The sequence below is a fragment of the Mesorhizobium sp. LNHC252B00 genome (assembly GCF_000502955.1).
Classification (GTDB): domain Bacteria; phylum Pseudomonadota; class Alphaproteobacteria; order Rhizobiales; family Rhizobiaceae; genus Mesorhizobium.
Genome location: NZ_AYWO01000002.1, coordinates 129,160 through 146,998 on the forward strand (window position 1 = coordinate 129,160; position 17,839 = coordinate 146,998).

Consider the following 17,839-nt stretch of genomic DNA (forward strand, 5'->3'; position numbering starts at 1 on the left):
GCCTGTCCCAACAGCGAGATGGAACCACCATGCCAATCCTGAACCGTGCCGCCGAAATGCAGGACGAAGTTGCCGGCTGGCGCCAGCATCTACACCAGACGCCAGAACTCAACTTCGACGTCTTCAAGACCGCTGCCTTCGTCACCGAGAAGCTGAAAGCCTTCGGTTGCGACGATGTGGTCACCGGTCTCGGCAAGACCGGCGTCGTTGGCATCATCCGCGGCCGCCAGGGCGAAGGCCCCACCATCGGCCTGCGCGCCGACATGGACGCGCTGCCGCTCAACGAGATATCAGGCAAGCCCTACGCCTCCACCATCCCCGGCAAGATGCATGCCTGCGGCCATGACGGCCACACGGCAATGCTTTTGGGTGCCGCGAAATACCTCGCCGAGACCCGCAACTTCACCGGCTCCGTCGCGCTGATCTTCCAGCCGGCGGAGGAAGGTGGCGGCGGCGGCAACGAGATGGTCAAGGACGGCATGATGGACCGTTTCGACATTTCCAAAGTATTCGGCATGCACAATATGCCAGGCCTGCCTGTCGGGCAGTTCGCCATTCGCCCAGGCCCGATCATGGCCGCAACCGCCGAATTCACCATCACTGTGCGCGGCAAGGGCGGCCATGCGGCGATGCCGCACGGCACGATCGACCCGATCGTAATCACCAGCCAACTGGTCGGCGCCTTGCAGACGATCGCCTCGCGCAGCACCGACCCGGTCGAGGCCGTGGTGGTGTCGGTGACCAAGTTCCACGCCGGCGATGCCTACAACATCATCCCGGAAACCGCCGAAATCGCCGGTACGGTGCGCACCTTGCGCAAGGAAATCGCCAAAAAATCGGAAGAGCGCATCCGAACCATCTGTGCCGGGCTGGCGACCGCCTTTGGGGCCAGGATCGAGGTCGACTACCAGGCAAATTACCCCGTGACTTTCAACCACGCGGAAGAAACGATCTTTGCCAGCGATGTCGCAATCGGTGTCGCCGGTGACGCCTACGTCCACCGCGGCATCCAGCCGGTGATGGGCGGCGAGGATTTCTCCTATATGCTGGAAGCCCGCCCAGGCGCCTTCATCTTCATCGGCAATGGCGACACCGCCGGTCTCCACAACCCCGCCTACGATTTCAATGACGAGGCCATCCCGCACGGCATGAGCTATTGGGTGAAGCTGGCGGAAACGGCGCTGGCCGCTTGATTGTCTTCAGCGCAAACGGCTGGCCGAATTGCATTCGTCCAGCCTCTTGGCGAAACGATCCGAAGCGGCTATGTGTCTGGCCGCGTGGTCCCGTAGCTCAGTAGGATAGAGCGGCAGATTCCTAATCTGTAGGTCACAGGTTCGATTCCTGTCGGGATCACCAATGTTTTCAAGGGCTTAGAGAGAAATCCGCCGTATTTTTTTGCGAATTTAGTACGGCGAATTTCTTAGACCTTCAAACTCCTGGCAGGCCTACCCAAGAATCAAAGGCCTAAATCCGTGGCGAAGCGGGGAGGCACGATTGCGGAAGCTGCTATCGCAGTTGTGTGCGTCGAGTTCTGCAAAATGGCGTGGCAGTAGCTGTGACGTCGGCGTGTCCGCGGCGCAGCTCCCGTATTTAGTGGAGCGGCGGACACATGACGGTGCTCAGGCGGCCAATGCTCTCAGGCTCTCCTTCTTGCGCTCTCGCAGATGATCCATGTTGAGCTCCACCCTCGCCCTCTCGCTGGCGATCCTTCGCGTAGCGGCTGAGATCGCGATCACCCGATGAATTACCCGAGACTTTGACTGGCGAGGGCGTAGGTTACCGGTGCAACTGCACCGCGGACGGCAAAATCGGCGAGGCGTTTGCCCATCGACATGGTGAGCACCGTGTCGAAAACAGGCATTCCGCTGTGCGACAAAAAGGCAGCGAACTCGCCATGGTCCATGTGGGTGTCGATCCGCAGGAAAGACCCCGAATGGTCGGCAACGTGCGGCCGGACGATCACCACGGCGTCGGCGTCGCTTTCCGCCACGACCGGCCCCACGACATGGCCCCGTCCGAACGGCCGGCAGAGCGCGAATGCGCTCAGCCTGCCATCCTTGAAAAGACCGTAGCCGGCCGAGTGTGCGAAAAGCCTTTCGATGAGTGCCGCCCGCCTCACGCCAAATCCTGCAGCGTCGAGCGCTATTGCTGCGGGAATGTCCCTAGCTTCCAAAGTCCGGACATCACCTCGAATAGGTCTGTCCGTTGTTTGCAGGCGGGCGATGCCCTGGCAATGATAAACGGTCTTCTCTGGCTGGAAGTCGAGCGAGAGATAGAGTCGCCGTGCCGCCCTGGTCGCATTGAGGCGCAAGTCGCGGCCAACTACCCTGTCGAAGACCCGCTTCATCAGCCATTGCCCCGCCCCCAGCGTCTGGAGCCGCGGCGAGGTGATGACCATGCCCACGGTTGCGAAGTCGGTGCCGTGCGCGAACCACATGGCCGAGCCGAGAACCCGGCCGATCTCGTCGAGAGCCACGAACCCCTCTCCCGATTGGCGCAAGAACTGCCAATCCTCGGCGCGATGCGGCCATCCCACGGAGAGCGATAGCGCGTGCAAGCGGTCCAACTCGACGCTTTGGATGTCGTCGATCCGCATCGAGAAGGTATCGATTTTCAAGCTCTCGGAAGGCTTCAAGTCCATGCCCCTGAAAGATTACCACGCCAGAGCGGCCATTCTCTGCCGCCACGCTAAACGAGCAGACCGGTAAGATTTGCTCAAATGCCGCGCAGCAACGCAAGATTCAACTGAAACATTTCAGCTTTCGGCACGCAATCGCGAAAGAATGCACGCACCCTTTTTGGAATCTAGCAGCATATGATCGACGGCACCGATCCCGGCGAACCCGAAACGCTTTGAGGGCTGGAATGGACGTCTTCGACATCCTCGATCGTCTCGTCGCCTTTCCATCGGTCGCCGGCAAGCCGAACGCCGATATTGCCGGCTGGATCGAGGCCTATCTCGCGCAGCACAGCACGCGGGTCACTTTGCTGCCGGGACCGGAAGGCGATCGTTCCAATCTTTTCGCGACGATCGGCCCCGCCGATGTCCCGGGCTACATTCTGTCCGGCCATATGGACGTTGTTCCCGCCAGCGAGCCGCAATGGAGTTCGGCGCCTTTTGCGCTGCGCAAGGAGGGCAAACGGCTCTACGGACGTGGCACCACGGACATGAAGGGGTTTCTTGCCGCGGCACTCGCGGCCGTGCCCATGCTGGCGGGGCTGCGCCTCGCCAGGCCAATCCACCTCGCCTTCTCCTATGACGAGGAGGTGGGATGCCGCGGCGTGCCACACCTGATCGCCCGGCTTCCCGAGCTTTGCGCAAAACCGCTCGGCGTCATCGTCGGCGAGCCGAGCGGCATGCGCGCCGTACGCGGCCACAAGGGCAAGGCGGCCGCCCGTATAACCATCAAAGGGCGCCCCGGCCATTCTTCACGGCCTGATCTTGGGCTCAACGCCATTCATGCGATGTCCGAAGCGCTGACCGCGACTGTGAACGAAGCCGAGCGGCTGACGCACGGCCCGTTCAACTCCGCCTTCGAGCCGGCCTACTCCTCGTTGCAAGCGGGCGTGGTGGCGGGCGGACATCAGGTCAACATCATCCCCGACACCTGCACGCTGGACCTGGAGGCACGCGCCATACCTGGCGTCGACCCGGCAAGCCTGCTGGCGCCTGTAAGAGCGCGCGCAGAGGCCCTTGCGGCCAATGGCTTTCGCATCGAGTGGACACCGATGAGCGCCTATCCGGCGCTGTCGCTGCCGCAGGATGCGCCACTTGCGGGACTGCTGCGCGAATTGACCGGCGAGGTGCCGCTCGCCGCCGTCAGCTACGGCACGGAGGCCGGACTTTACCAGGCCGCGGGGTTCGAGGCGATCATCTGCGGCCCCGGCGACATAGACCGCGCCCACAAGCCGGACGAATACATTCTCGCCAGCGAACTCACCGCCTGCCAGCAATTGATCGAGACATTGGGCGCCCGTTGCGCGACGTGAAGGGGCAGCCGGAATGACATTCCTGTTCAATTCGGATGCGCCCCGCGGGGCGATCTTCGCCGATGTCTTCGCGAGAGACCTGCCGGACGTCCCCTTCGCGACCAATGCCGCAACGGTCGATCCCGAGGCCGTGCGGTACCTGATCAGCTGGACCGTCCCGGACAAGCTCGCCCGCTACAGGAACCTGGAAATCCTGTTTTCCATCGGCGCCGGCGTCGATCAGTTTCGCCTCGATGCGGTGCCTGCGAACGTGAAGATCGTGCGCATGATGGAGGAAGGCATCGTGCGCATGATGCAGGAGTATGTAACGCTGGCCGTGCTTGCGCTGCATCGCAACCTGCCGGCCTATCTGGCGCAGCAGCGCGCCGGCGCATGGCACGATATCGCGCAACTTCAGGCCGGGTCACGCCGGCTCGGCGTGCTCGGCCTCGGGCAGCTTGGCCAAGCCGTCCTCGACCGATTGAAGCCCTTCGGGTTCCCACTTGCCGGATGGAGCCGCTCGCCGCGGCAGATCGAGGGCGTGACCTGTTATCATGGCGAGCCTGGGCTGGAACAGATGCTCGCGGCCAGCGACATACTGGTCTGCCTGCTGCCGCTGACCGAGGAGACGCGGGGTTTCCTCGATGCCGACCTGTTTGCGAAGCTGCCCAAGGGGGCGGCGCTCGTCCACGCTGGCCGGGGGCCGCAGCTCGACCACGAGGCGCTTCTCGCCGCGCTCGACCGCGGCCAACTCTCGGCGGCGATGATCGACGTCACAGATCCCGAACCACTGCCGGCGGGCCATCCGTTCTGGTCGCATCCGAAGATCATTCTGACCCCGCATATCGCCAGCGTCACCCAGCCCGCCGGCGCCGCACAGGCCGTTGTCGAAAACATCAGGCGTTACCGCGCCGGTCTTGACCCCATCGGGCTCGTCGACCGGTCGCGCGGCTATTGAAGTTCAACATGAAAGGCCATCCCTTGTCCCTGCTCAAGACCGTCGATACCAGTCCTGCCTTCCAGCCGCGCGAATCCGGGGCGCTGCCCGAACGGCTGATTTCCGGCAACCCGGCCTTCAAGACCTGGGCGCAGGACGTCGCCAAGGGCGATCTCGTCCACACCGGCGTCTGGGAAGCGACGCCTGGGGAAACGCGCTCGATCAAGGGCGACACTTTCGAGTTCTGCCACATCCTCGCCGGCGTGATCGAAATCACGCCGGACGGCGGCAAGCCGGAGACCTACCGCGCCGGCGACAGCTTCGTGATGAAACCTGGCTTCACCGGGATTTGGAAGACCATCGAAACGGTGCGCAAGATCTACGTAACTGTAGGGTAACGGGAGCTGGCGAAGCGCCGGCCCTCCGCAACAGATTTTGCCGTCTGTCATCGCCGGCGCACAACAATCATCCGCGACCGATCGTCGAACGGTGCATGCTGCGCTCCTGCCTGCGCTAGGCTCCCGCGGAACATTCCAGAGTGGGTGCCATGGGCCTGAGCTTCGACCCGGATGCCGTTTCGCTTCCCGTTGGCCATTTCATCGGCGGCGAACTGGTCGCGGCCGAGGGTGCGATCGAGATGCGCCGGCCGTCGGACGGCAAGGTGTATGCCGCCTGCCCAGTGGCCGGCGTCGATATTGTCGACCGTGCCGTGGAAAGCGCCAAGGCGGCGCTGAAGTCCAGCAACTGGAGCAATGTTCGCCCGCGCGAACGGACGAAGGCACTCCAGACCTGGGCCGACCTGATCGAGGCGGAAGCCGAAACGCTGGCCAGGATCGAGGCGCTGTGCTCGACGCGGCCCGTCGGGCAGCTCGTCGCCGGCGACATCGCTGTCACCGCCGAACAGATCCGCTTCTTTGCCGAGTTCGCAGACAAGGAAGGCAGCGAGCTTGTGCCGACCGACGACGCCAGTCTGGGCATGATCATGAGCGAGCCCTATGGCGTGGTCGGCGCCATCACGCCCTGGAATTTTCCCATCTCGATGGCCGGATGGAAGCTTGCTCCGGCATTGGCCGCAGGCAATGCGGTCATCCTCAAGCCGTCGGAAATGACGCCCTTCTCGGCAGTCTATATGGCGCAACTCGCGGTGAGGGCGGGCCTGCCGGCAGGACTCATAAACGTTGTGCTGGGAGATGGTCCGACGACGGGCACGGCGCTGACCGGCCATCCCGAGATCGCCAAGATCTCCTTCACCGGCTCGACCCGCGCCGGATCGGCAATCATGGAGAATGTCGCCCGCACCGGCGTCAAGTCGATGACGCTGGAACTCGGCGGCAAAAGCCCGCAGATCGTTTTTGCCGATGCCGATCTGGACAAGGCCGCAATGGCCATCGCCGGCAGCGTCACCTTCAATGCCGGTCAGGCCTGCGTGGCCGGCACGCGCCTGATCGTCGAGAGGAGCGTGGCCGCCAATTTGACGGCCGCCATCCTGGAGCGGATGAAAGCTGTGCGGCCCGGCCCGACCTGGGACGAGGCGACACAGTATTCGCCTGTCATCTCGGAGCGGGAGCGGGCGCGTATCGACGGCATCGTCAAGGCCGCGGTCGAGGCAGGCGGCGAATGCCTGACCGGCGGCAACGTCATGGACAATCCCGGCTATTTCTACGAGCCGACGCTGATAGCAAATGTCGACCAGGCCAATCCGGCGATCGTCGAGGAAATCTTCGGCCCGGTCCTGACCATCCAGACGTTCGAGACCGAGGAGGAGGCGCTGGCGCTTTCCACCCATCCAACCTACGGGCTTGCTTCCGGCCTGTTTACCTCCGACCTGTCCCGCACCATCCGCTTCGCGCGCAAGCTCGAAGCCGGCACTGTCTGGGTCAACCGCTACAGCCGCTCGCGCGACCATATCCTGCCGACCGGCGGCTACAAGCGCTCCGGCATCGGCAAGGATCTCGGCCGCGAGGCCTATCATGCCAACCGCAGGACCAAGAGCGTCCTGATCAGCCTGTAAAGAGATGCCGATGAACTCCTATTCGATCGCCCTGATACCCGGTGACGGCATCGGCCGCGATGTGACCGCCGCCGCCTGGACGGTGCTGGAGACTGCAGCCAAACGCGCAGGCTTTGCCTTGACCGGAACCGAATTCCCGTGGTCCTGCAAATTCTTCAAGGAAACCGGCCGTATGATGCCCGAGTACGGCATCGAGACCTTGCGCGGCTTTGACGCCATTCTTCTCGGCGCCGTCGGCTGGCCGGCGGAGGTGCCGGATTCCGTTTCGCTGCACGGTCTCCTGCTGCCGATCCGCAAGGCGTTCGTGCAATATGCCAACATCCGGCCGCACCGCCTGCTGCCGGGCGTGACCGGCCCGCTGCGCGCTGAAAACTTCGACATATTGTGCATCCGCGAGAACACCGAAGGCGAATATTCCGGTGCCGGCGGGCGCGTGCATCAAGGCACGCTGGACGAGGTCGCCGTCGAAACCTCGATCTTCACCCGCGCCGGCGTCGAGCGCATCCTGCGCTTCGGCTTCGAGCAGGCGCGGTCGCGTCGGGGCAAGCTGGCCTCCGTCACGAAGTCCAACGCGCAGAAATACTCGATGGTGTTCTGGGACGAGATCACGCGAAAGCTGGCCGCGGATTATCCGGATGTCGAAGTCACCAGCTATCATGTCGATGCGCTCGCAGCGCGCATGATCATGGCGCCGGAGAGCCTCGACGTGGTCGTGGCCTCCAACCTGTTCGGCGACATCCTGACCGATATCGGCGCGGCGATCCAGGGCGGGCTCGGTTACGCCGCCTCGGCCAACATCAATCCCGGCCGCTCGGCGCCGTCGATGTTCGAGCCGGTACACGGCTCGGCGCCCGACATCGCCCATCTCGGCATCGCCAATCCGATCGCCGCCATCTGGTCCGGCGCCATGATGCTCGATCATCTCGGTGAAAAGGCTGCGGCCGACCGCGTTGTGAAAGCGGTCGAAGCCGCAACCGCCAGAGGCATAGGCACTATTCCCGGCAAGGACCGGACGGAGGCCATTACGGCCGCCATCGTCGCTTCCCTCACCTGATTGCAAGGTCGTTTTCGATGAAAAACCTGAAGGACAAAAGTCTCTTCCGCGAAGCCGGCTTGATCGGCGGCCAATGGGTCGCAGCCGGCTCCGGCAGGACGGTCGACGTCGTCGATCCGGCGACCCAGGCGGCGATCGGCACGGTGCCCGACATGGCCGGTCCGGACACCCGCGCGGCCGTAGAGGCCGCGGCTTCCGCCTATCGCGATTGGAGAAAGAAAACCAACGCTGAGCGCGCAGTCCTCCTGGAGGCCTGGCATGGGCTGATGCTTAAGCATCTGGACGATCTTGCGCTGATCCTGACGACCGAACAAGGCAAGCCGCTGGACGAGGCCAAGGGCGAGATCCGTTACGGCGCGTCCTTCGTCAAATGGTTCGCGGAGGAAGCCCGTCGCATCAACGGTCACACCATCCCCTCGCCGACGCAAGACCGCCGCATCATCGTCTTGAAGGAACCCGTAGGCGTGTGCGGCATCATCACGCCATGGAACTTTCCCAATGCGATGATCACCCGCAAGGTCGCGCCGGCGCTGGCCGCCGGCTGCACGGTGGTCATCAAGCCGTCAGAGTTCACGCCCTATTCGGCGCTGGCGCTCGGCGTGCTTGCCGAGCGCGCCGGCATCCCCGCCGGCGTCATCAACATCGTCACTGGCATGCCAGCCGAGATCGGCAACGAGATCANCGAGCGCGCCGGCATCCCCGCCGGCGTCATCAACATCGTCACTGGCATGCCAGCCGAGATCGGCAACGAGATCATGGCGAACGAGGCCGTTCGCAAGATCTCGTTCACCGGTTCGACGCGGGTCGGTTCGCTGCTGATGCGCGGTGCGGCCGATAGCGTGAAGCGGCTCAGCCTCGAACTCGGCGGCAACGCGCCCTTCATCGTCTTCGACGACGCCGACCTCGATCTCGCCATCGAGGGCGCGCTGGTCTCCAAGTTCCGCAATGGCGGCCAGACCTGCGTCTGCGCCAATCGCATCCTCGTCCAGGCCGGTGTCTATGAAGCCTTCGCCGAGAAGCTTTCCGCCCGCGTCAACGCCATGACGGTGGGACCGGGCACGCAGCCCGGCGTCGCTATCGGGCCGATGATCAACATGGCAGCGGTCGAGAAGATAAACCGCCATGTCGAGGACGCGCTCGCCAAAGGTGCGGCGATCATCACAACCAGGCCGGCATTGCCCGTCGGCGCTCAGTATGTCGCGCCGCTGGTGCTGACCGGCGCCACAAAGGACATGCAACTCGCTGGCGAGGAAACGTTCGGCCCGGTCGCGCCACTTTTCTGCTTCGAGACGGAAGAGGAGGCGATCACGCTGGCCAACGGCACGCCCTACGGGCTTGCTTCCTACTTCTACACCGAAAACCTGAAACGCGCCTGGCGCGTCGGCGAGGCGCTGGAGTTCGGCATGGTGGGGCTCAACACCGGCTCCGTGTCGATGGAAGTGGCCCCCTTCGGCGGCGTCAAGCAGTCCGGCCTCGGGCGTGAAGGGGCGCAGGCCGGCATCGAGGAATATCTCGAGATGAAGAGCTTCCACATCGGTGGGCTGGGCTGAGGCAATTTGGCTGAAGCCCCGGATCGACGATCACTGAATCCGGTCGAGCATTTTGTAGTAGAGGCCGACCATCGGCAGGAACCAGGGCTTGCCTGAATAGCCAGGAATCGCAGACCACTCGAGTCCCTTCAGCGGATTGCGGTCCTCGCGGCCGAGCATGGCATCGGCCATGATCATGCCAAGATGCGTGGACAGCTGCGCGCCGTGGCCGGAATAGCCCATCGCGTACCAGACGCCGTCATGGTAACCGGCCCGCGGAAAGCGGTCCTTGGTCATGTCGACAAGCCCACCCCAGCAATAGTCGATCTCGACGTTGGCGAGTTGCGGAAAGATCGCCGCGAGGCCTGCCCGCAAGATCTGTCCGCTCCTGGCATCGGAGCGCTGGTCCGATGTCGCAGAGAAGCGTGCGCGGCCGCCGAAGATCAGGCGCTTGTCAGGCGAGAGCCGGAAGTAGTTGCCGATGTTCATCGAGGTCACGCATGTCCTGTTGCCCGGCATCGTCGCGGCGATCTCGGCGTCGCTCAGCGGGCGCGTGGCGATGATGAAGCTGCCAACGGAGATGATCCTGCGGCGGAAATAATCGAAATTGGGTGTGGTGTAGGCGCCGGTCGCCACCAGCACATTGTCGGCGTTGATCTGGCCTCGGGAAGTGGTCAGCTCATGCCGCTTACCAGCCTGCTTGCGGTCGGTCACCGCCGCATTCTCGTGGATGGCGGCGCCGTGGCTGGCAGCTGCAGTGGCGAGACCCGCCACATAGCGGCCCATATGCATCATGGCACTCTTCTTCGACAGCATCGCGCCATGGAAGGGCGAACCGATCTCGGACTTGAGATCCGCCGCCGACAGCAGCGCCGTATCCGGATCCACCTCGGCATGGAGGGCTTCGAAGTTGCGGGCGATCGCATCAAAATGCTGCGGCTTGGAGGCGAGCTTCAGCTTGCCGGCGCGGCGGAAATTGCAATCGATGCCTTCCTCCGCGACCAGCGCCTCTATGGTGTCGACGGAATCGTCCAGTGCCCGGTAAAGCGCGATTGCGCGATCCTTGCCGAGTTCCGCCTTGGCGGAGAGGTAGCTGTGGGCGAGGCCGTTGTTGAGGTGCCCGCCGTTGCGTCCGGATGCGCCCCAGCCCACCCGCTCCGCCTCCAGCACAGCCACCTTCGCGCCAGCCTTTGCCAGTCGGTGTGCGGCGGCAAGGCCGGTGAAGCCGCCGCCGATGATGGCGGCATCGTAGTGTCCCTCGACCGGGCCTTGCGCCCCGCCGGAAAAGACGGCGGCGGTGTCGTGCCAGTAGGAGACGAACTTCATTTTCAATCCGCCTGTTTCAGAGCCCAACGACGCCGGCAAGACCCGAAATGTCTGATATCTCGACATAGCCATAGTAGGGGTTGGCCGGTTCGTGGCCGCGATTGACCCAGACCTTGTTTTTGATGCCGAGATCGTGTGCTGACATCAGGTCGTAGCGGAACGAAGACGAGCAGTGAAGAACATCCTGCGGGCCGCAGCCCAACATGTCGAACATGTATTCGAAAGCCCTGAAGCGGGGCTTGTAGGCCTGCGCCTGCTCAGCCGTGTAGACGGCATGAAACGGCGCGCCGAGCTTCTCGACATTGGACATGATCTGCGCGTCCATGGCGTTGGACAAAATGACCAGCGGAATTTCCTTGGCGACCTTGGCGAGACCGGCCGGGACGTCCGCGTGGGGACCCCAGGTCGGGACGCGTTCATACACCATTCTGGCATCTTCGGGGCTGAAGGCGACGCCGTTGCGCTTACAGGTACGCTGCAGCGCGTTGTGAACGACGTCGGCATAGGGCTTCCAGTCGCCCATGATCTCGTCGAGTCGGTAAGCCGCGAAGTTCTTGATGAACTCCTGCATATGCGGTTCATCGAGCCGGCTGCCGTAGAGGTCGCGCGCCGCTTCCGCCATCTGGAAAAAGGTCAACGTGCCGTAGCAGTCGAAGGTGAAGTATTTGGGCCTGAAGGAAGCCATGTCCGTCGATCTCCGGTGGAAGCACCAAGCGGTACGATACACTTCATCATAAGCCTGCAGGCGACGAGCGACCTGACCGAAATGGGCCTCCCGAAAGCAGAAAGTTCCGTATCCGCCATCCGCTTTGGCATGCTGTAGCATCTGGCTTGCCGATCGCGGCGCCGCGATCGGCGTGAAGCGCCTCCGCCGCGGACTGCGCCAGCACAAGATGCGGCACACCCCTCGCGCTACGGCGAAAGATACTGTCGAAGCCAGAGCCTTCAGATGATCTGCGGCGCGTCGATGGTCGAAACTTGGCATCAGACGGAAGGATGCCTCATGCAGCAGGGCGACATCGAACTCCAGGCCTTCGGGCCCGACCATATCGAGGGAGCCGTAGTGCTTTCTCGCCAGGAGAATTGGCCGCATCGCGCGCAGGATTGGCAGATGGCGCTGCAGCTCTCGAACGGTGCGGTCGCGCTCGACCATCAGGGCCGCGTCACCGGAACCATCCTGGTAACGCCCTACGGCATGGATTGCGCCATGATCAACATGGTGATCGTCGACAGGAATGTGCGGGGCAAGGGGGTCGGGCGCCGGCTGATGGATCAGGCCTTCGCCCTTGCCGGTGACCGTCCGCTGCGGCTCGTCGCGACAGCGGACGGCATGCCTCTCTATGAGAAACTAGGCTTCGTGCCGTCCGGCACGATCCGGCAACATCAGGGCAGCGTTGCCAGGCTCGGTGCGCCAGACGGCGTGGGAGCCGCAGGCATCGCCGATCTCCCGCAAATCAAGGCGCTGGACCGCGACGCCTACGGCGCCGACCGTGAAGCTTTGATCGATGCGCTGGCCGAGCGCGGGCAATTCGCCGTTATCCGCCGCGACGGCGCCATCGAGGCCTATGCCGCGATCCGCCCGTTCGGACGCGGCGAGGTGATCGGTCCGGTCATCGCGGGAAATGCCGAAGAGGCGAAGGCCCTGATCGGCTTCTTCGCCGCGTCGCGCCTTGGCGCCTTCCTGCGCGTGGATACCGGCAGCGGGACCGGCATGGCCGGCTGGCTCGAGGAAATCGGCCTCGCCCATGTCGGCGGCGGCGTGGCCATGGACCGTCCGCAGAAGAATGACGCGGAACACGCCAGGCCAAAAGTTTACGCCCTCGCCAACCAGGCGCTCGGCTAGAGCCGGATGATTTCAGGTCGAATGACCTGAAATCTGAATCCGTCTCTAAATCAAAGAGATAGAGCATGATGTCATCCGAAAACCGCTTCACACTTTTCGGCATCATGCCCTCCGGAGGACAACAATGCTCGCCAATTCCCTGATCGAACTCGACCGCGCCCATCTCATCCATCCGGTCTCATCCTATCGCGGCCATGAGGCAGTTGGCGTTCGTGTCTTGAAATCGGCGAAGGGAGCGACCGTGACCGATGCGTCCGGCCGGCAGCTCCTCGACGGTTTCGCGGGGCTGTGGTGCGTCAATGCCGGCTACGGCCATGACAGCATCGTCGAGGCGGCTGCCCGGCAGATGCGCGAGCTTCCCTATGCCACCGCCTATTTCGATCTCGGTTCTGAGCCGGCCATCCGTCTCGCCTCGGAGCTCGCCGAGCGCGCGCCCGGAGATCTCAATCACGTTTTTTTCACGCTTGGCGGGTCGGATGCGGTCGACAGCACGATCCGCTTCGTCCGCTACTACTGGAATGCGAAGGGTGAGCCGCAACGCGACCAGTTCATTTCCATCGAGCAGGGTTATCACGGGTCGTCGGTGGTTGGCGCGGGCCTGACCGCCCTGCCTGCCTTTCATGCCGGTTTTGGCATTCCCTTCGAATGGCAGCACAAGATCCCCTCCCCCTATCCCTATCGCAACCCGGTGGGCGACGACGGGAGGGCGATCATCGCCACGTCGCTCGCCGCGCTGAAGAGCAAGATCGAGGAGATCGGGCCGGATCGGGTCGCCGCTTTCTATGCCGAGCCGATCCAGGGCTCGGGCGGCGTCATTGTTCCGCCGAAAGGCTGGATCAAGGCGATGCGCGAGCTCTGCCGCGAGTATGGCATCCTGTTCATCGCCGACGAGGTCATCACTGGGTTCGGCCGCACCGGCCCCCTGTTCGCCTGCACGGACGAAGAGATCATTCCCGATTTCATGACGACCGCGAAGGGGCTGACCTCCGGTTATGTTCCGATGGGCGCGGTATTCATGTCCGATCATGTCTATGACGTCATCGCCGATGGCGCGGGCGCCTCGGCCGTCGGTCACGGCTACACCTATTCCGCCCATCCCGTCAGCGCCGCCGTGGCGCTCGAAGTCTTGAAGCTCTACGAGGACGGCCTTCTGGAGAACGGCATCAAGGCCGGCGCTCGCCTGATGGCGGGCTTGGAGGGCCTGAGGGACCATCCGCTCGTCGGTGATGTGCGCGGTCGCGGCATGCTCGCCGCGGTCGAACTGGTGGTCGACAAGAAAAAGAAGACACCGCTTCCGGCGTCGGCCATGCCGGCGCGGCGCATCTTCGACAGGGCCTGGGACAACCGCCTCATCATCCGTGCCTTTGCGCATGGGGTTCTCGGCTATGCGCCGCCGCTGTGCTGCAGCGACGCTGACATCGATGCGATCATTGAGCGCACGCGCCGGACCCTCGACCAAACGCTGGCCGATCCCGATGTCCGCCAGGCGATGGCATGATGGCGGCGAAATATGTCGTGTCTCGAAATATCGCCGGTGCAGACGATTTCGCAATTTTGTGCCGCCCCCTCACGCCTTTTCGGCGAATCCAGCGCGTGGGAAGTGCCAGACTGCTCATAAGACAAGGCCAGAAGGCCCGGATTTCAGAGCCTTCGAAAAAGGCCGACGCCCCGGGCAGCACGGAATTATGTTCTGTCAACACATGCAATTCGGCCGCGCGCAGAGGAGAGCCAGGTTTGGCCAGGGACTTTAGCGAGTTCAAATACATGACCTTCGATGTCGTCGGCACGCTGATCGATTTCGAAGGCGGGATAACGACCTGCCTGGCCGGGATTGCCGCCGAAGCTGGCGTTTCCATCGATGGCGAAGCCGCACTGGCCTTGTATCGGCAGGCCCGCTACATGCCTGGTGCCGGGCTATTCCCCGACGATCTCGCACGTGTGTACATGCTCATTGCGCGGCGGCTCGGCCTGCCCGCTGAAGGAAAATACGGCGTACGGCTGCGGGATTCCGCCAGCATTTGGACAGGTTTCCCAGACAGCGCCGCAGCATTGGCGGACCTTGCGAAATCGCACAGATTGATCGCCATGACCAACGCCCAGCGCTGGGCGTTAGATCATTTTGAGAAGCAACTGGGATCGCCCTTCTTCGCCACCTTCACGGCCGACGATACGGGCACGGAAAAACCAGACCCAGCATTTTTCCGGAAGGTCTTCGATTTCGTGGCCTCCAGGGGCGACAGCAAGGATGACATCCTGCATGTCGCGCAAAGCCAATATCACGATATCGGCATATCTCGCGCGCTTGGCTTGACCAATTGCTGGATCCAGCGTCGGCATGCCCAGACGGGCTATGGCGGCACGATCGAGCCAGAGCGCTTTACCGTGCCCGACTACCACTTCACCTCGATGGCCGCGTTGGCGGCGGCCGTGCGGGAAAGCCTGAAGGAACGAACCTGAGCCCAACCCCGGAAAGCCGCAGCAAGACGAGCAAGCCGGGAAAACAAACAGAAAGGGGAATGATATGACCGATAAGATCACGAACTGGACCGGTGCAGACGATGCCATGGTCGAAAACGCCATTCGGCGGGGCGCGAGCCGCCGCGAACTCCTCAAGCTGCTGCTGGCCGGTGGAGCCGCGATTGCCGCGGGCAGCCTGGTGCTCGGCCGCGCCACGAATGCCGTCGCGGCCACGCCGGTTTCCGGCGGCAGTTTCAAGGCCGCCGGCTGGTCGTCCTCGACCGCCGACACGCTCGATCCGGCGAAGGCATCGCTCTCGACCGACTATGTCCGTTGCTGCTCGCTCTACAACCGCCTGACTTTCCTCGACAAGGAGGGCGTCACGCAGATGGAACTGGCTGAAAGCTTCGACAGCAAGGACGCCAAGACCTGGAACGTGAAGCTGCGCAAGGGCGTCACCTTCCACGACGGCAAGGACCTCACCGCACAAGACGTTATCTACTCGCTGAAGCGCCATCTCGACAAATCGGTTGGCTCCAAGGTCGCCAAGATCGCCGCGCAGATGACCGGCTTCAAGGCGGTCGACAAATCGACCGTGGAAATCACGCTCGCCGACCCGAATGCCGATTTGCCCACTATCCTGGCGCTGCATCACTTCATGATCGTCTCCGACGGCACCACCGACTTCTCCAAGGGCAACGGCACCGGCGCCTTCGTGCTGCAAACGTTCGAACCGGGCGTGCGGTCGGTCGTCACCAAGAACAAGAATTACTGGAAGTCGGGCAAGCCCTATCTCGACTCCTTCGAATTCATCGCCATCAGCGACGATAGCGCCCGCGTCAACGCGCTGCTTTCAGGTGATATCAATTTCGCCGCCTCGATCAATCCACGCGCGATGAAGCTCATCGGCGGGCAGCAGGGCTTTGAACTGTCGAAGACGACCTCGGGCAACTATACGGACCTCAACATCCGGCTCGACATGGATCCGGGCAACAAGGCCGATTTCGTGGCCGGCATGAAATATCTCGTCAACCGCGAGCAGATCGTCAAATCGGCATTGCGCGGCCTCGGCGAAATCGGCAACGACCAGCCGGTCTCGCCGGCGAACATTTTCCATAATCCCGACGTCAAGCCGAAGGCCTTCGATCCGGACAAGGCGAAGTTCCACTTCCAGAAGGCAGGCCTGCTCGGCCAGTCCATTCCGGTGATCGCTTCCGACGCCGCGACCTCGTCGATCGACATGGCGACAATCATCCAAGCCGCCGGCGCAGAAATCGGCATGAAGCTCGACGTGCAGCGCGTTCCGTCCGATGGGTATTGGGACAATTACTGGCTCAAGGCGCCGATTCATTTCGGCAACATAAATCCACGCCCGACGCCGGACATCCTGTTCTCGCTCCTCTACGCCTCCAACGCGCCTTGGAACGAAAGCCAGTACAAGTCTGAGAAGTTCGACAAGCTGATGATCGAGGCGCGCGGCTCGCTCGACCAGGCCAAGCGCAAGGAAATCTACGGCCAGATGCAGACCATGGTCTCCGAGGAGGCCGGCACCATCATCCCGGCCTACATTTCCAACGTCGATGCCCTCTCCAGCAAGGTGAAGGGTTTGGAGGCGAACCCGCTCGGTGGCATGATGGGCTACGCAATGGCGGAATATCTCTGGCTTGAAGCCTGAGACGCGCCAGCCGGGGACCGGCCAACTGGTCCCCGGCACCACTTGCGCAACATGGCTTGGCCGAACGCAACCGCAGGAGCGCTTCCATGACATCTGGGGTTTTCAACCTCGTGCTGAAGCGGCTGGCAATCGCGGTCGTTACACTTCTGATCGTTCTGTTCGCCGTTTTTTTCGCCACCAGCATGCTGCCCGGTGACACCGCGTCGATCCTGCTTGGCCAGGCGGCTACCCCCGAGGCGGTTGCCGGCTTGCGCGAGGCCATGCATCTAAACGATCCGGCAATCCTGCGCTTCCTGCGCTGGCTTCTCGGCCTGTTGCACGGCGATCTCGGCACCTCCTACGCCAATGAAATGCCTGTCGCGGCGCTGATCGGCGGGCGCTTCATCAACACCATGGAGCTTGCCGGCATCACCACGCTGCTCTCGGTACCGCTGGCGCTGACGCTGGGCATCACCTCTGCCATGTTGCGCGGTTCCCTCTACGACCGCACCGTCACTGTCCTTTCGATCGGCGTCATCTCCGTGCCGGAATTCATGGTCGCGACCCTCGCGGTCCTGCTTTTCGCCGTTTATCTCAAATGGCTGCCGGCGCTGTCCTCGGTCAACGAGGCGCATTCGCTGACCGACCTCGCACGCATCTATGCGATGCCGGTGATCACGCTGACCTTCGTCATCTCCGCTCAGATGATCCGCATGACCCGCGCCGCCGTGCTCGAAACGCTCTCCACGCCCTATGTCGAGATGGCGCTTCTCAAAGGCGCCTCGCGCAGCCGCATGGTGCTCAAGCACGCGCTTCCCAATGCACTCGGGCCGATCGTCAACGCGGTTGCGCTATCACTGTCTTATCTGGTCGGCGGCGTCATCATCGTGGAGACGATCTTCAACTATCCCGGCATCGCCAAGCTTATGGTCGATGCGGTCGCGACCCGCGACCTGCCGCTGATCCAGAGCTGCGCGACGATCTTCTGCCTCGGCTACCTCTTGCTCATCACGGTTGCCGACATCATCGCCATCATGTCCAACCCGAGGCTGAGGTGAC

The 17,839-nt window shown here is 63.0% G+C and carries 15 protein-coding genes and 1 tRNA gene; 13 read left to right on the forward strand and 3 right to left on the reverse strand.

Going from position 1 to position 17,839, the window contains the following annotated elements:
• Positions 1–29: 29 nt before the first annotated feature.
• Complete coding sequence (locus X744_RS166005; RefSeq protein ID WP_023757280.1) at positions 30–1,193, forward strand: M20 aminoacylase family protein; 1,164 nt, start codon at positions 30–32, stop codon at positions 1,191–1,193.
• A gap of 86 nt (positions 1,194–1,279) precedes the next feature.
• Positions 1,280–1,356: transfer RNA gene (locus X744_RS166000), tRNA-Arg, on the forward strand.
• A 388-nt stretch (positions 1,357–1,744) separates the two neighbouring features.
• Here the strand turns inward: X744_RS166000 and X744_RS165995 are convergent.
• Entirely contained in the window at positions 1,745–2,641 is an 897-nt protein-coding gene (locus tag X744_RS165995; RefSeq protein ID WP_023757281.1) for a GNAT family N-acetyltransferase, read from the reverse strand.
• A 224-nt stretch (positions 2,642–2,865) separates the two neighbouring features.
• On the opposite strand from X744_RS165995, the gene argE reads away from it, so the two are divergent.
• The 6 genes from argE to X744_RS165965 all read left to right on the forward strand — a co-directional run bounded on the left by argE (position 2,866) and on the right by X744_RS165965 (position 9,521).
• Complete coding sequence (argE, locus tag X744_RS165990) at positions 2,866–3,990, forward strand: acetylornithine deacetylase (protein ID WP_023757282.1); 1,125 nt, start codon at positions 2,866–2,868, stop codon at positions 3,988–3,990.
• A 13-nt stretch (positions 3,991–4,003) separates the two neighbouring features.
• A complete protein-coding gene (locus X744_RS165985; RefSeq protein ID WP_023757283.1) occupies positions 4,004–4,927 on the forward strand; it encodes a glyoxylate/hydroxypyruvate reductase A in 924 nt (307 codons plus the stop codon).
• Between the two features lie 23 nt (positions 4,928–4,950).
• A complete protein-coding gene (locus X744_RS165980; protein ID WP_023757284.1) occupies positions 4,951–5,304 on the forward strand; it encodes a cupin domain-containing protein in 354 nt (117 codons plus the stop codon).
• Positions 5,305–5,453: 149 nt separating this feature from the next.
• On the forward strand, positions 5,454–6,917 hold the full coding sequence (locus X744_RS165975) for an aldehyde dehydrogenase family protein (RefSeq protein WP_023757285.1): 1,464 nt from the start codon (positions 5,454–5,456) through the stop codon (positions 6,915–6,917).
• Between the two features lie 10 nt (positions 6,918–6,927).
• The gene (locus X744_RS165970; protein ID WP_023757286.1) at positions 6,928–7,971 is read left to right on the forward strand and encodes a tartrate dehydrogenase; all 1,044 of its coding nucleotides are present in this window, start codon (positions 6,928–6,930) and stop codon (positions 7,969–7,971) included.
• Positions 7,972–7,988: 17 nt separating this feature from the next.
• Positions 7,989–9,521: an NAD-dependent succinate-semialdehyde dehydrogenase gene (locus X744_RS165965; RefSeq protein ID WP_023757287.1), complete on the forward strand. Its 1,533-nt coding sequence runs from the start codon at positions 7,989–7,991 to the stop codon at positions 9,519–9,521.
• 30 nt (positions 9,522–9,551) lie between these two features.
• Here X744_RS165965 and X744_RS165960 read toward each other — a convergent pair whose 3' ends face one another.
• Positions 9,552–10,826 (reverse strand): FAD-binding oxidoreductase, encoded by a 1,275-nt coding sequence (locus X744_RS165960; protein ID WP_023757288.1) that lies wholly within the window; start codon positions 10,824–10,826, stop codon positions 9,552–9,554.
• A 16-nt stretch (positions 10,827–10,842) separates the two neighbouring features.
• A complete protein-coding gene (locus X744_RS165955) occupies positions 10,843–11,511 on the reverse strand; it encodes a haloacid dehalogenase type II (RefSeq protein ID WP_023757289.1) in 669 nt (222 codons plus the stop codon).
• A 318-nt stretch (positions 11,512–11,829) separates the two neighbouring features.
• Here X744_RS165955 and X744_RS165950 point away from each other — a divergent pair, with 318 nt between their 5' ends.
• From X744_RS165950 to X744_RS165930, 5 genes are all read left to right on the forward strand, one after another.
• Complete coding sequence (locus tag X744_RS165950; RefSeq protein WP_023757290.1) at positions 11,830–12,669, forward strand: GNAT family N-acetyltransferase; 840 nt, start codon at positions 11,830–11,832, stop codon at positions 12,667–12,669.
• 124 nt (positions 12,670–12,793) lie between these two features.
• A complete protein-coding gene (locus tag X744_RS165945; RefSeq protein ID WP_023757291.1) occupies positions 12,794–14,167 on the forward strand; it encodes an aspartate aminotransferase family protein in 1,374 nt (457 codons plus the stop codon).
• 236 nt (positions 14,168–14,403) lie between these two features.
• Positions 14,404–15,126, forward strand: a complete 723-nt coding sequence (locus X744_RS165940; protein ID WP_023757292.1) for an HAD-IA family hydrolase — start codon at positions 14,404–14,406, stop codon at positions 15,124–15,126.
• Between the two features lie 64 nt (positions 15,127–15,190).
• Positions 15,191–16,801 (forward strand): ABC transporter substrate-binding protein, encoded by a 1,611-nt coding sequence (locus X744_RS165935; protein ID WP_023757293.1) that lies wholly within the window; start codon positions 15,191–15,193, stop codon positions 16,799–16,801.
• 86 nt (positions 16,802–16,887) lie between these two features.
• On the forward strand, positions 16,888–17,838 hold the full coding sequence (locus X744_RS165930; protein WP_023757294.1) for an ABC transporter permease: 951 nt from the start codon (positions 16,888–16,890) through the stop codon (positions 17,836–17,838).
• Position 17,839 lies beyond the last annotated feature (1 nt).

Bases quoted from the DNA above. Each gene is read 5' to 3' on its own strand.
- X744_RS166005 (WP_023757280.1), top strand. From the start codon at position 30: ATGCCAATCCTGAACCGTGCCGCCGAAATGCAGGACGAAGTTGCCGGC.
- X744_RS165995 (WP_023757281.1), bottom strand. From the start codon at position 2,641: ATGGACTTGAAGCCTTCCGAGAGCTTGAAAATCGATACCTTCTCGATG.
- argE (WP_023757282.1), top strand. From the start codon at position 2,866: ATGGACGTCTTCGACATCCTCGATCGTCTCGTCGCCTTTCCATCGGTC.
- X744_RS165985 (WP_023757283.1), top strand. From the start codon at position 4,004: ATGACATTCCTGTTCAATTCGGATGCGCCCCGCGGGGCGATCTTCGCC.
- X744_RS165975 (WP_023757285.1), top strand. From the start codon at position 5,454: ATGGGCCTGAGCTTCGACCCGGATGCCGTTTCGCTTCCCGTTGGCCAT.
- X744_RS165970 (WP_023757286.1), top strand. From the start codon at position 6,928: ATGAACTCCTATTCGATCGCCCTGATACCCGGTGACGGCATCGGCCGC.
- X744_RS165960 (WP_023757288.1), bottom strand. From the start codon at position 10,826: ATGAAGTTCGTCTCCTACTGGCACGACACCGCCGCCGTCTTTTCCGGC.
- X744_RS165955 (WP_023757289.1), bottom strand. From the start codon at position 11,511: ATGGCTTCCTTCAGGCCCAAATACTTCACCTTCGACTGCTACGGCACG.
- X744_RS165950 (WP_023757290.1), top strand. From the start codon at position 11,830: ATGCAGCAGGGCGACATCGAACTCCAGGCCTTCGGGCCCGACCATATC.
- X744_RS165945 (WP_023757291.1), top strand. From the start codon at position 12,794: ATGCTCGCCAATTCCCTGATCGAACTCGACCGCGCCCATCTCATCCAT.
- X744_RS165935 (WP_023757293.1), top strand. From the start codon at position 15,191: ATGACCGATAAGATCACGAACTGGACCGGTGCAGACGATGCCATGGTC.
- X744_RS165930 (WP_023757294.1), top strand. From the start codon at position 16,888: ATGACATCTGGGGTTTTCAACCTCGTGCTGAAGCGGCTGGCAATCGCG.